Here is a 13,533-nt window from a genome sequence, read left to right as displayed (position 1 = left end):
ACCTCTCACGCACTCATCCAGGCGATTCCCGCCTGTTGCAACTCATTCCGGGCAGCACGCTCCGCACTCAGAGCGTTGCGCGGATAGCCTCAGTGCCCTCGGCGAGTTGGAAGGTGTCAGTCAGCACGATGCCCTCGAAGGGGCGGTAATCGCCGCCGGCTAAGTCGTGAAACGCGGCTTCGATGTTGACGGCGGCGATGTAGTACGCGAGCAGCACGATCTCGTTGGCATGCAGTTCGCTCGTGTACTTACGGAGCAGGTCTTCTGGCTTGATGAAGCCGGACTGAAGGAGGCGGACGGGGAAGGTGCCGGTGCCGACGAACGGGTCGATGATCTGGACGCCCTCGTCCGACAGTGAGCGGCCGAAGTGCTTGTTCAGCGCCTGTTCGGTCGAGCGGATAATGAAGTCGACGACCTCGACGGGGGTGTAGACGATGCCGAGGGCGTCGGCGGTCTTCGGCAGGGCGGTCTTGAAGAACTTGTCGTACAGCTCAACGATGACGCGCTGGCGGCCCTCGTGGTTGTCGATGCCCTCGGCGCGCACCCGTACCGATTGGTAGAACTCGTCGAGCTTCTTGCTTTCGGCGTCAAGCCCCTGGTCGTCGAGGATGTTGAGCATGCGCTGCATGGCTTTGGAGACGGGGTTGTGCTCGGCGAAGCCGTAGTCCTTGAACAGTGCGTCGAAGACCGGCTTGGTGACGATGTGCTGGGCCAGCATGTCGATGGCGTCGCTCTCGTTAACGCCGGGGTTGATGTTGACGCGGAGCTCGCCGAGGAACTCCTCGAAGGCGCTTCGCTTCTCGGGCAGTGTCAGGGCGGCTTTGATCCGGGTGACGTGGCGGTCGGCGATCTGGGCGATGTCGCGGGCCCAGTCTTCCCAGTACTGCCGTTGGCCGACCTTGTCGACTATGCGGGCGTAGATCGCCTCTCGCCAGTCGGTGACGGAGAAGAGCGTTTCTTGGATGTGCTTGGCGCTCTGGGCTTCCTTCGCCTTCGCGGCCTCGCCGCTGGCGGCCGTGCTCGATCCGTCGCGGTCCCCGACCGACTCATCGCCTGGACCGATGCTGCCGATGCCGATCTTGTTGTCGGGCTTGTTCTTGTTCAACTCGATCTGGTTGACAGTCGCGTTGAAGCGGTCGTCGTGGGCGCGCAGCGCCTGGAGGACCTGCCAGACTGTCTTGAAGCGCTGGTTGTCGGCGAGCGCCTTCTCCGGCGCCATCCCGGCGGGGATGGCAACCGGCAGGATGATGTAGCCGTAGTTCTTGTCTTTGGCGCGGCGCATGACACGCCCGACGGACTGGACGACGTCCACGACCGAGTTGCGGGGGTGGAGGAAGAGAACGGCGTCTAGGCTCGGCACGTCCACGCCCTCGGAGAGGCAGCGGGCGTTCGACAGGATACGGGCGTTAGCCGGGCCGGGGTCCTGTTTCAGCCAGTCCAGCAGCTTGTTGCGCCGCAGCATGTTGAACGTGCCGTCGACGTGCTCAACCTCGCAGCGCAGCACCTCGTCGTCGGCGTCGTCGTATGCGTCAACCACCGCGGTGAAACGCCTGGCGATCGCCGTCGAGTCGGCGATCGAGCGGGCGAACGCGACGGCCCGTTTCATGGGCGCCTCGCCCTCGGCGAACCCGGAGCCGTCGGCGAACGTGCCGGTCCGCTTCGCCATCGCGTTCCAGCAGCCGATGATCTTGGCGGCGTCGTCGAGCCTGAGTTCAGAGTCCCCGCCAGCGAGACCTTGCTGCAGCGTCTTGGCGACCCTGCCTTCGTCCACGGTGAGGATGAGGACCTTGTAATCGGTGAGCAGACCCCGCTCGACTGCCCGTCCAAAGCCCAACCGGTGGAACTCAGGGCCATACGTCGTCTCGTCGTCCATCGAGGCCAGCAACGCGTCGGCGTTCCTCGCCTCGGACTTGGTGTCCTCGTTGTAGATCCGCGGGGTTGCGGTCATGTAGAGGCGGCGGTCGCCGCCGAGGTACGTGTCGTCGTGGACTCGGACGAACGACGACTCGTCATGGCCGGCCAACGTGACACCGGTCGTGCGATGGGCCTCGTCGCACAGGATCAGGTCGAAGCGGGACAGGCCCTTGCGCTGGGCCGCCGCCACGCTCCCAATCGACTGGTAGGTCGAGAAGACTACGGTCAGCCCCGGCTCAGCCTCAACCCTGGCCATCTGCTCGATCAGGCGGTCCGCATCGGTGGTGGCGGGCAAGGCCAGGTCGTACGTGGCCATGTCGTTGTCGTCGCCCGTGTTGGCCCGCTGCTTACCGACCTTCTTGTCCGAGCACACCGCGAACGCGCGCAGCGGCACCTCGGATTCATAGGACCACTCCCGCAGGCTCTGCGACAGGAGAGCGATGGAGGGAACCAGGAACAGCACGTTGGTGTGCTCCGCCTCGCCAGCGACCGCGCGCTCGCGCTGCAGCCGTTCGGCGATCTTCAAGCTGGTGAACGTCTTGCCGGTCCCGCACGCCATGATCAGCTTGCCACGATCGCGCGCGGCGAAGCCGACGAAGACGTCGTCGATCGCCTCACGCTGATGAGGGCGGAGATCATGTTTCTTCCGCAGCGTCATCTCGACCCGGTGGTCGACGGTGGGCATGTGCCACTGCACCGGGCTCTGCGCGATCTCGTCGAGCCCGATGCGCGTGACCGGAATCTGCTGATCGGCGAGAGCTGCTTCGGCGTGGACGTTCCACTTGTCGGTCGTCGAGATGATCAGGCGGCGGGTGAAGCCGCCCTTGCCGGAGGCGGTGAAGAAGGAGTCGATGTCCGCCTTCTCGACGGTGTGATGCGGCTCGTAGAACTTGCATTGGATGGCGCAGAAGCCACCCGTCTCCTGGTCCTGCGCGACTAGGTCGATGCCGACATCCCGCTTGTCGGCTTCGGCTCGCGGCCAGTCGACCCACATCCACACCCGGCTGAACTGCTCGGCCCACTGCGGGTCGGTGCTCAGGTACTGGAGCATCAACTCCTCGAAGCCGGTGCCACGATCTCGGTTGCTTGACGAGCCGTCGCGGATCGCCTTGATGACGTCATGCACGGTCGTGGTCATCGTCACTGCGCTTCGAATCCCGTCACAGTTGCCAGCGAGCTGCCACCCGCCGGAGAAATCACCCCGAGGGTACGGGACTCTACCGCCACCCACCGCCGCCGCGGATTCGCAGCAGTGACGGGATCCGAGCGGAAACCGACAAAGGAGGCAGTCCACGTCTGGCGCGCAGTTGCTCGCTGACGGCGGGCAGGTGAGGCAGGTCTCCGCTTGTCTTAAGGAAGTTGCGCTCAGCCCACAGCGTCGTCGGCAGCCGCTTCGCCGACTGGTTTGAGCGGGATTCCGGCGAGTGGGTGCAGGAATGGTGGCAGCAGCGCTGGCAGCAACTCGTACTGCCCGTCGGGCATGAGCCGGCGCAGCCGGTGCAGGCTGACGCCTATCCACAGCACCATCACCGCGGTGCTGACCTGGGTGCTGATCGAGGGCCGGCGATCGAGTAGCGCCTGACGCACGAGCAGCCGGGGCAGACCAAGGATGGCGCCCATCATCCAGGCCAGAGTGGCGTCGCCGAGCTCACCCGCGTCCAGCTCGGCCTCGACCGCACCGCAGTGCTCCAGCGCCCACTCGCGCATCTCGGCTGCCGCCCGCCAGGCAGCCCGCAGCTGGTGCGGTTCGGCCTCGTCGATGACACGCAGCAGGTCCTCGCGTACGTCGCCGATGGGCAGCAGGCTTAGCCCCGCCCCGTCGTTGATCTCCGCTGGGTCGCGGCCGGGCTCGTCAGGGTATTCCAGCCAGGACGCGACCGGGCTGACCGCGCCGACCGGCAGCAGTGCTCGCACGTGCGGGGCCATCGCCGGGCCGGTCAGCTCGGGTGCCCCGGCGAGCACGCCAGCGGCCGCGAAGGTGGCGAAGTCCCGGGCGGTGACTGGTTCCTCGCCAGCTGGGCCGCGGTCGTACTGGGTGAGTTCGGATGGTGCCCACGAGACGCCGGCGGCGGCCAGCCGTTCGTCGATGCGGCGCATGCGGCGTGGCAGCACCACCGAGGCGGCGTTGGCGGCCGCCCGCTCGGCCACGTCCCATGCCCAGTCGGTTCTGTCCTCGCCGTCGGCCGGGGCTGGCAGGTCCCGCTCGCCGGACAGCACGACGCGCTGCACGGAGGCCCGCCAGGCGGCGCGCACGGTTGGTTCGGGAACCGCGAGGCCCTCGCCGAAGGCGTGCAGGGCCAGGTCATGCGGACGCCGGCCAGGCCGAGCGTGCTGGGCCAGCCATACGACGAGGTCGACAACGCCATCAGCTGGGGCGGAGGTGCTGCCGCGGCCGCGGCCGAGCGACCGGGTCACGTTGCGCGGTAGCAACCCGGCGCCGCGCCAGCGTTCTAGTTGGGTGGCGGTCACGGTGGAACTGCGGGCGCGGGCTGCCGCGAGGAGGACCTCGTCGGCGGGGCTGGTGGGCTTGCGGGCCATCGGTCGACCGTACCGGGCGAGGCGGCGTTGGAGCCCCGCGAGCTCGTGCAGGACCACCCGCTGGCGGCCTGATTCCCTGGAGTCGTCGCGGCCCGTCGGGCCGCTGAGCAGCGGAAGGATACGTCGTGGACAGAGAAAGATCAGCATTTGAGCGAGCCGAGTCCGGGCGGTGGTGGGCACCGGCGGCCGCAGCCGTTGGTGCAGCCGCCGCAGGGATAGTGGCCGTGCACAGCCCGGCGTGGGCGGTGGGGCTGGGTACGGCGGCGGCGGTGTTCGCGGCGGTCGGTGTGCTGCTACGCCGATGACGGCCCCGGTCAAGTCGTCCGCTGAGCATGTTCGTCCCAACCGAACGCCGGCACACCCGGCGAGCCTCAAGGGCGTAGGGTCGTGGCCCGTAAGGCGCCCGGCAACTCGGACACGTGCATTACCTGGAGTGGTTGTGGTCGAACGGAGCGTCAGCAAGGCTCGACTGTTCGACGACAACCCCGCCGTCGAAGATCTCCTGGGTTTCGATGCCATCGCCGACGTCGTTGCGCGCATCATAGGCTCGGGTGGCCTCGACCCGGTCACCGTCGGGATCCACAGCGCGTGGGGTGGCGGCAAGTCCACCGCTTTGAACCTGATCGCGGAGAGTTTGTCGTCGCTCGGGCACGTCCTCGTGGTGCGTATCGACCCCTGGGAGTTCGAGAACGCCCAGGACATGCGCGGCACCATGATCGCCCAGGTGCTCGACATGCTGCAGAGCCGGGTGCCCAAGGACGATCCGGCCAAGGCGAAGTTCATCGTGGACAAGCTGAACGACCTGCGCAAACGGATCGCGTGGGGACGCGTAGCGAAGGTTCTCATCACCAGCGCGGTCACAATGTCGCCCAAGATCGGCGACCTTGTTGACGCGCTTACGCCAGGGGCGAGGACCGACGACGCCGACCAAGTTCAACAGGGCATGGCGGGATTCCGGGAGCAGTTCCGGATGCTCATGGAATCGATGGACGGTCTGACGAAGGTCGTCGTCCTCGTTGATGATCTGGACCGTTGTCTCCCGCCGACGATCATGGCGACCCTGGAGTCGATCAAACTGTTCCTGTCGGTGAAGAAGATGGCGTTCGTGATCGCCGCCGACCAGGACCTCATTCGGGATGCGATCGATGTAGAGCTGCGCGGGGCCGCGCGGGGAGGCTTCGCAAGGCTGTATACGGAGAAGATCGTGCAGCTTCCGGTCACGCTACCCATGCTGTCGATCGAGCAGGCCGAAGCCTATATCGCGTTGCTGCTGTGCAACTCGGGCTCCGCGACTGGCGAGCGGTACCGAGAGATCGTCGCCTTGTCGCGCAAGCGGCGGGTGGAGGGCAAAGCGCCCTACGTCCTTGCCAGCCAGTCGGACACCGAACCGACGGCGGCGACCCTGACGCTCGCCGCGGGCATCGCGCGGGGTCTCGCAGCTGACGTGTGGCGTAGCCCTCGGGCTATCAAACGGTTCCTCAACGCGCTAGCCGTTCGCGAGCACCTGGCCACCCTTGCCGGAGCGGAGCTGCCGCTGGAGCTGTTGGCCAAGCTGTACCTACTGGAGTTGCGCCACTCTGAGGCGTTCCAGGCGCTGGCGCGGCAGACGAAGGCCGAGCGGCGAGGGTTCATCGACGTGTGGGAGGACTGGGCACATGGCCTTGAGGGCGCACCAGCCCCCGACGGCGTCAACGCCGACACCCGAGACTGGGCCGCGCATCCGCCGTCGCTGAAGGATGAGACCGATGCGATCGACCGGTACTTGAGCGTCGCCGCAACCCTGAAGAGCGACGTGCGGTTCGGCGGGGCGATCAGCGCCGAGCAGCTCGAACTCATCGAGCTGCTTGCGCATCCATCGGACGCCACCCGCAACGAGGCGGTAACGAGGGTGGTGGGGCTGCCGTCCGACGATCAGGACATCGTGGTCCAAGGGCTCTGTGATCAGCTCGCCCGCACCGAGGACCCGGAACACCTCATCAAGGCCCTTCAGCAGATCACCGATCAGCAGCCACGGCTGACCGAAGCGGTGACAACTGCATTAGCCGCACCTGCTGTCATCCAAGCGTTGCAACTGCATCACGTTCCTTACCTTGCAGGCTTTCCGACCGTGATGAACGCGCTCGCCACCGTGCCCGGCGTCGATGACGACGTGGTGCGGGCAGCACGCGAAGTGCTGGAAGGAGGCAGGTAGCCGATGGGCACGTCGGGTGCCTACGGCGGCAGCGGATCCAACTCGTGGGAGTCGGTGCACGATTCCTACGCGGACATGGTCGACCCTTCATCGCCAGCGCCAACATCGCCCCAGGTCGAGAAGTTCGTCAACGCGCTGCTCAAGGCGCTCGCCTCCGGGTCGTTGACAGGCTCACCGGGTCTGATCAGGTCACTGCTGCCATCCCGGGGGCAGGGGTCAGCTGGCGCCGGGTCGTCCAGCTCCAGTACGGGCGCTGGCGGTGGCGGCCGAAACGTCAGCCGGCAAGTCGGACGGGGCGCCGCGGCTATCGCCGGAGCGCAGGCGCTGCGCACCGGCGACGCGGCGACACTGCGCGAACTCGGCCTAGACCTCGACCACCTGCGCTCGCTGCCTGGCACACGCGCCCAATGCGTCTACATCGCGGACGCGATCCTGGGCGCCCCGAGCCATCCCGACGAAGTGGCGCTGAAGGCGGCCACCATGCGCACGATGGCGGAGCTGATGAAGGCCCAGGAGAACACTGATCTCGAAGACCGAGTCGAACTGTTCATCGAGAACCTCGCCTACGAGCAGGTGCTGGTGGAACTGACGTCCCAGCGGCGAGAAAACATCACCACGCCGCAACGGGCCCAACAGATCGAGGAACGCGCCAAGAAGTATCTGCACGCCCATATCTCCGCGGGTGGGATCGCGCCGAAGGCTAAGAGGACGGTCCAAGGGCTCATCGACTACGCGTCCGGTCTGGCCGCCAAGGCATTCCGAGTCCTCGGGATGAAGGGTGGAGCATGAGGACCGTCGAGTTGTTGCCCGAAGGTGCCAAGCCCCGGGAAGGTTCGTCGACGGTTGTCGAATGGCCGCACGCCACCGGCACCAGCCCGACCATGGAGGTCGCGTTCGGATGGGACCTAGCCGAACTCGGTGACGTCGACAGCATCACCCGCGACCTGCTGCGTGTCATTACCGCGGCTTACCTAGCCGACCGCACGACCCGCAGGTCGAACCTACTGCTGCGCCGTGAACTCGGCATCGCCGTGCACGTGGAGAATCCGGACGCGTGGACTCAGCCCGCGTTGGACGTGACGGTAGATCTCCTCCATTGGCTTACCGGAGATACCTGGCATTTGCAGGTGCTGCTGGCGAAGGCACCCTCCCCTCGACCGCCGCAAACGCTCGCGCCCGTCGACGTGGTCAACCTCCTGTCCGGCGGTTTGGACTCCCTGTGCGGCGCGCTGCTACAGATCAGCCAACCACAGGCCGCGCTATACGTCGGCCACCGCGACACCTCCAACGCTGTACGCCACGCCCAACACCTCGTCGAACAGGCGATCCACCAACGTCGAACCGGCACCGATTACCTGCGGCTTGCCCTCCGGCCGACGGCAGACATCAAGGAGCGCACCCCGCGTACCCGCTCCCTGCTGTTCATGGCCCTCGGCGTCGCAGTCGCCACAGGCCGCCACGCAGGCCACGTCGTAATGCCGGAAAACGGATTCACAAGCATCAACCCTCCGCTCGAGCCGTCCCGCGGTGGCCCGCTCACCACCCGCTCGACCCATCCGTGGACGTTCCACCAGCTCGGCAAACTCCTGACCGAGCTTCGCCTCACCGACGTAGAGGTGAAAAACCCCTACGCACACATGACGAAGGGTGAACTGGTGGCCGCCGCGCTCCGGCCACGCAACAACGACGATGCCGCGCTCGCCGCAGCAACGCTATCCTGTGCGAAGCCCAACGCCGGGCGTCTCAAAGGCGGCAACGCGAACCTCAACTGCGGCCTGTGCATCGCCTGCCTGGTGCGCCGTGCCGCGTTTATCGGCGGCCGGCGGCGAGACCAAACGATCTACCTCATGGATGTGCTGCCGCAGCAGTCGCTGAACCAGTTCATCCGCTACCGCCGTCACGACATCGCGGCCTGGCAGTACGCCAGCAGCGCCGGCTTCGACGACTACCGCGTCCTCGCTTCCGGTATGTGGCCACCAGACACCGACTTCGACGCTGTCATGGACATCTGTAACCGCGGCATCAAGGAGCTCCGACGTGTCCCAAGCCCTTAGCCTTCCCCGGCTTGACTGTCACGCCCATGTCGCCCCGGACGTCACGCGGGCACAGATCACAGCCCTCGACGGTGCCTTCATCTTCGCGATGACCCGCAGCCCAGCAGAGGCCCGAGCAGCAGCCCGCCGCAGCGACGACACCATCATGTGGGGATACGGGGCGCATCCCGGGGTCAAAACTTCACTCGCGGCCGTGACAGTCGAAGACGTACGCGCCGCGACACAACTCCACGTGCTCATCGGCGAGGTTGGTCTCGACCGGTCTACGGCCCTCCAGCCCCAGCAAGTCGTCCTCGACAGCATCCTCGAAGGGTGCCGCCAACAGCCTGTGCTGATCTCGCTACACAGCACTGGCCGAACCGCGGACCTTCTCGGCGCTCTCGAACGTCAGCCACATGCGGGAGCAATTCTGCACTGGTTCAACGGCACCGCCAGCGAGATCCAACGAGCAGCGGATGTCGGATGCTACTTCTCCGTCAACGCGGCCATGACCGACGAAGGCCTCACCCTCATACCGCTGGACCGAATCCTGCCCGAAACAGACTTCCCCAGCAGCCGCAGATCCACCAAGGCAAAGATTCCTGGAGACATCGACTTTCTCGAAGCACGTCTCGCGGCCCTCCACAACACGTCTCCCGCCGAGATCCGCCAGGTGTTTTACCGAAATCTCGCTGCACTCACACAGCGTTCGGGAACACGCCATCGTCTGCCACCCGCACTGCAGCAGGCCCTCGCCACCGCATCTTGAAGGTTGGTGCCGGATTTCTCGCTGCTGTCGCAGGGTCCGCTCGGGCGTGTTCCACCTGGGCGCCGGGCGGTTCGGTGCCGGGGGTTGAGGTCTTCCCCGCACATCATCGTATTCATGAGTGCGTGATCCCCGCCCGCGGTTTGTTCAGGCGGGATGCCCGGGAAGACCGGCTGCCGGAGACCCGCATAGAGCCGCGGGGAAGCACAATAATTGTCATTCCGTGTGCTGCGTGCCGGGGGTGGGTCGGGCCGGACCGCTGCTCACATCGTCGCTGCCAGGAGGCTGCGCCCCCCGGCTTCCTGTTCGCGCCACTGACCGGCGGTGTCGGCGCGTAGGAGACGATCAACCATGAGCACGGCTTCCCGCTCCGTCTCGAACTCCCACCGCAGCACCGTCCCCGTCTCGGTGTCCCCGGTGCGGGCGATCACCTTCCACCGCGTCTGGCGGAACGAGCCACACATCGCGGCGCGCCAGGCGTCCCCACACGCCGTTCCACCACCGCCGGACCACGTCTTCCACCCGGCGATCGTACGCATGTTCGATAACATGGGAAGGTGGGGTGGAGAACAAGCCCGGCCGCACAACGGCTTGTGGTCATTCGCAACGGTCTTCGGCGCCTCGGCCGTACGGCTCGCAACAGTCGGGGCGGTGCCGGTAGACCCGTAGGTCGCGGGCGTGCCGATGGCCGTACTCGGGCGTGATCTCATACAGGCAGGCCTGCCACACGACGGTTTCCCCGCCGCCGGGCACCACCTGCCCGTCACCGGGCCCGCCGCGCAGCAGCACGTCCACGCTCCGACGGTACGCGCGCCACGAGCGCGGGACGTGGCGTACGAGACCCTGCCGCCCGAGCGGGCGGCGTTGCGGGCAGGGGTCGGTGGTCAGTGGCCTGCGGCCGAGATACTCCACCTGCACGTGGCCGTGGCCGGCAGCCGAGGGGTGACCTCGCCGACTGGTTCAGCTTCGCCGCCGACCCCGCCGCTCGCCAGCGCCAGACGATGCCGTGGATAACTTTGCGGGTGTGGATAAGGCCCTGATCATGGCCAAATTTGTTAGCACCCCTGGCACCAGCGCTGTCGTCCTGGTCCCCGCGCGGTTGCGCATTCGTTGTCGCGGATCTCCGCCGAGGCAGCCCACCTTCCTCCCACGATGGCGTGGGGGGCGGAAGATGAACGGCACTTACGGCCAGCGTGGCTGGGACTGGCGGTGACTCCCGCCCGCCGACGGGCAAGCACCGGGGCGGAACCGGTGCTGCGTCGGCCGGTCGCGCCGATGCTCGCGACGCCGGTCGACGCCCGGGAGTCCGCGGCCAGCAGTGTCTACTAGAGGGCCCGGCCGATGGCTTCGGTCAGTGCGACCGGGGTGACTACGAGGCGGTCGAAGCGCCAGCCGTCCTCGGTGCGGCGCCAGCAGACATCACGCGGGCGATCCCGGGCGGCCATCCCGCCCGGCGTGGTGCTCGACGGTGTCAGAGGCGGCAGCCGCCGACCTGGTGCACGGGCACAATGATCTCGTGTTCAACTTCGGCATCGAGGGCTACCAGCCGCAATGGCTCCATGGCCGGGACGCGATCACCACCGCTCATGGCCGCCGGCTCGCCGCCCTAGCCGGCCACACCCTGCGACACGTCTGGCTGGTCTGGGACCTCGACGCCGACGAGTGGTTCGCCGACTGCCCGGTCCTGCTGGACTTCGGCGCAGACCAGGTCGAGGTCAACCACCAGAAGTTCGACGACCTGTCCATCACCTGGAACTCAGCCGATCCCACCCGCCCGGTCCGCTGGCCCACATCCGACGACTTCCAACTCGCCTGGCGGGCCGAACCCCTACCCCAACTGGCCCCCTTGCCAGGCCAGCGGCTGAGCCATGCCGAACTGCTCGAGTGGGCCGGCGACGACATGGCCAACGGCAGCATCGCTCTCAGCTTCGCCCTCTCCACAGCACAGCTGATCATCTACAACGCCCTCGACGAAAACGGGCTGACCGTCGATCCACCCGAACCATGCTGGCGGCGGCAGCCGCTCACCCGATAACCAACCCGGCAGCCCGCATCCCCAGCCAAAGTGGGCCATCATTCACTCCCGCAGCGATCGTCAGATCCGGAAAATCCAGCACATCAGGCGCCGGCCCCGGTTAGAGTTCGCCGCCATGGTCTTGATCGGAGTTGGGTGAGCACGCGCGGCCAGGGCCCGGAGCCGGCCATTCCCTGCCGGACGTTCTCAACGGCAGGTGGCCGATGACTGCCGCTGGGGGCACCGGTGGGCCTCGGCGGCCGCTCCGCGTCTGGCGGGTGACGAAGTACGACCCGGCTCATCGCGACGAACGCGGCCACTACATCGGCAGCGAAGACACCGACAGCGACCACGGTCCGGTCGAGGCCGCCTATCTGGACGCGGTGGCAGCCTTCGCCGAGGACACCGGCGTGGACTGCCTACAGATCCGGGAGCCGTCGGCCGCCCCCGGTGTTGGCCTCGACACCCACGCACCCGCCGAAGCGCTTGTCGGGCTATTCGGTGCCGAGCTGGACGGCTACCACGACGGCGCCCAGGTCCGGCTGGATCATGCCTTGGAGCTGGTGCGGTTGATGCTGGGCGGCGACGGCGGCTGGTGCCGGCTGGAGGCGGGGGAGGACTTCTTCATCCACGTCGGCTGGGACCAGTACGTCTACGTCGGCAGCAGCGTCGACTGCCGAAGGGCGGTGTCCTTCACCCGGGAGCGCGGCTTGTTCGCAGAGCCGATCCCCGGCTCGCCGTATGACCCAGAGGCGACCGAGGATGACACTGACGTCCGCCCAGCCGACGCGGCATTCTGGGCCGAGCTGACTGAATTGGTGGAGCGGCATGGCGCAGCGCTGCTCGAGGAGGGCTACCTTCACAACGCCTCCCGATGGCATCGGTTGACCACAAGCACGGTTGCCACGATCCGTGACAAGTTGACCCCTCGGGCGCGACTGTTGGTCTGGCCCGACCTGAGCACCGATGTTCCGGCCGTGTTGTACTCCCTCCCCGACGAAGGACTTGTCGAAGTGGTCTGGCAGGACCGTGCCGGCCGGATCACCAGCCACCTCATTGACGAGTCCGACCAGCCTGCGCTACGCGCCCGGCTGGCTGACGCCCATGCCGCAACCGCCCTGTCGGCTTACGCCGACGAGCGCCGCCCCCTACTGGCGGCCGTACTCCCCGACCCCGACGGCGTCTTGCGCGCCCGCTGGAGTCCATAGCCGCTAATCCTCATAGTTCCGCCAATGCACCAAGTATCCCAGTGAACGCCGGGTGGGTGGCGCAGCGGTCAAGACGATCACGGCACCGCAGGAATACGACAGGCCAGCAATATACGGCACACCACCAGCCGCCCGGCCCGACCTGTCGGTCTATAACGTGCCACTGCTGCTCGGCGAGGAGGAGGGCTACTTCGGCGACCTGAGGTGAGGATCTCGCCGCTCGATCCTCTCTGACCCGCCCTGCAGGCAAGGCTGCCGCCTGGACGGGGAGGGCCAATCGGTGGAACGCGCCAGGCACCGTCAGGTCTCGGCCGATGATCAGAACATGTGGGCGAAGACCGACGTACCGGCCGTCGGGGGGCCGCTGGATGGCCGTTCCCTCCTGGTGCCGATCGACGAGGACGGCGTGCCCCCTGCAACGATCGATCAGAGCTGGTTGTGGATCGAGTACGGCGGCGAGTTGCTCGACGCGGATGTGAACGGCGTGTACGAGTTGGAGTCGATCGCCGCCGGCGGCCCGCCGTGGGTGTACGTCTGGGCCGGTGCCCTGCCGGATCAGCAGTCAGCCGATCAAGAGCGATAGCAGCAGATTCGTTGGCGCAGCGCTACCCGGGAACGACCTCGTAGCGGTACGCCCGCACGCGTGTCCCGTCGCTCAGAACCAGCTCAACCTGGCCACTCTCGTCGGCCGTCGCGCCAACGAAGCGGACCTGCTTGCCGGTGTGCTCCTCGGCGTTGTCGGCACGCTTCGGACGAAAGATCCACCCCAGGCTCAGAGGGCGGTTCGAAGATCTTTGAGTTGGTCTGTGGCTTGAGTCCGTTTGGAGATCGTTCTGCAGGTTCGTTGTGGATAGTGATCACTCGATGTC

The 13,533-nt window shown here is 66.8% G+C and carries 12 protein-coding genes; 8 read left to right on the top strand and 4 right to left on the bottom strand.

Translation table 11 applies throughout. The annotated features are described in order from the left end of the window. Positions 1-67: 67 nt before the first annotated feature. Both AB0I41_RS33025 and AB0I41_RS33020 read right to left on the bottom strand, forming a co-directional pair. Positions 68-3,052 (bottom strand): DEAD/DEAH box helicase family protein, encoded by a 2,985-nt coding sequence (locus tag AB0I41_RS33025; RefSeq protein WP_357114889.1) that lies wholly within the window; start codon positions 3,050-3,052, stop codon positions 68-70. A 227-nt stretch (positions 3,053-3,279) separates the two neighbouring features. Further along, positions 3,280-4,452 carry a hypothetical protein gene (locus AB0I41_RS33020; protein ID WP_357114887.1) on the bottom strand — a complete coding sequence of 391 codons (1,173 nt, stop codon included), beginning with the start codon at positions 4,450-4,452 and terminating at the stop codon, positions 3,280-3,282. 439 nt (positions 4,453-4,891) lie between these two features. On the opposite strand from AB0I41_RS33020, the gene AB0I41_RS33015 reads away from it, so the two are divergent. The 4 genes from AB0I41_RS33015 to AB0I41_RS33000 are packed head-to-tail and all read left to right on the top strand — an operon-like array spanning position 4,892 to position 9,445. Next, positions 4,892-6,643: a P-loop NTPase fold protein gene (locus AB0I41_RS33015; protein WP_357114885.1), complete on the top strand. Its 1,752-nt coding sequence runs from the start codon at positions 4,892-4,894 to the stop codon at positions 6,641-6,643. A 3-nt stretch (positions 6,644-6,646) separates the two neighbouring features. After that, positions 6,647-7,432: a hypothetical protein gene (locus AB0I41_RS33010; protein ID WP_357114883.1), complete on the top strand. Its 786-nt coding sequence runs from the start codon at positions 6,647-6,649 to the stop codon at positions 7,430-7,432. Beyond that, the gene (locus tag AB0I41_RS33005) at positions 7,429-8,697 is read left to right on the top strand and encodes a hypothetical protein (protein ID WP_357114881.1); all 1,269 of its coding nucleotides are present in this window, start codon (positions 7,429-7,431) and stop codon (positions 8,695-8,697) included. The genes AB0I41_RS33010 and AB0I41_RS33005 overlap by 4 nt, the downstream gene beginning before the upstream one ends. Beyond that, entirely contained in the window at positions 8,681-9,445 is a 765-nt protein-coding gene (locus AB0I41_RS33000; protein ID WP_357114879.1) for a TatD family hydrolase, read from the top strand. The genes AB0I41_RS33005 and AB0I41_RS33000 overlap by 17 nt, the downstream gene beginning before the upstream one ends. A gap of 260 nt (positions 9,446-9,705) precedes the next feature. On the opposite strand, the gene AB0I41_RS32995 is transcribed toward AB0I41_RS33000, so the two are convergent. Then, on the bottom strand, positions 9,706-9,873 hold the full coding sequence (locus tag AB0I41_RS32995) for a hypothetical protein (protein ID WP_357114876.1): 168 nt from the start codon (positions 9,871-9,873) through the stop codon (positions 9,706-9,708). Between the two features lie 166 nt (positions 9,874-10,039). Then, positions 10,040-10,237, bottom strand: coding sequence for a hypothetical protein (locus tag AB0I41_RS32990; protein ID WP_357114874.1), 198 nt, complete (start codon positions 10,235-10,237; stop codon positions 10,040-10,042). A gap of 673 nt (positions 10,238-10,910) precedes the next feature. Between AB0I41_RS32990 and AB0I41_RS32985 the strand changes: the two genes are divergently transcribed. The 4 genes from AB0I41_RS32985 to AB0I41_RS32970 all read left to right on the top strand — a co-directional run bounded on the left by AB0I41_RS32985 (position 10,911) and on the right by AB0I41_RS32970 (position 13,247). Beyond that, complete coding sequence (locus AB0I41_RS32985; protein WP_357114872.1) at positions 10,911-11,477, top strand: hypothetical protein; 567 nt, start codon at positions 10,911-10,913, stop codon at positions 11,475-11,477. A 257-nt stretch (positions 11,478-11,734) separates the two neighbouring features. Further along, positions 11,735-12,664, top strand: coding sequence for a hypothetical protein (locus tag AB0I41_RS32980; RefSeq protein ID WP_357114870.1), 930 nt, complete (start codon positions 11,735-11,737; stop codon positions 12,662-12,664). Between the two features lie 52 nt (positions 12,665-12,716). Beyond that, positions 12,717-12,872 (top strand): hypothetical protein, encoded by a 156-nt coding sequence (locus tag AB0I41_RS32975; RefSeq protein WP_357114868.1) that lies wholly within the window; start codon positions 12,717-12,719, stop codon positions 12,870-12,872. 72 nt (positions 12,873-12,944) lie between these two features. Beyond that, complete coding sequence (locus tag AB0I41_RS32970) at positions 12,945-13,247, top strand: hypothetical protein (protein ID WP_357114866.1); 303 nt, start codon at positions 12,945-12,947, stop codon at positions 13,245-13,247. Positions 13,248-13,533: the final 286 nt, after the last annotated feature.

Source organism: Micromonospora sp. NPDC050200 (genome assembly GCF_040656135.1).
Taxonomy (GTDB): Bacteria; Actinomycetota; Actinomycetes; order Mycobacteriales; family Micromonosporaceae; genus Micromonospora.
This window is presented reverse-complemented; position numbering and strand designations above follow the sequence as displayed.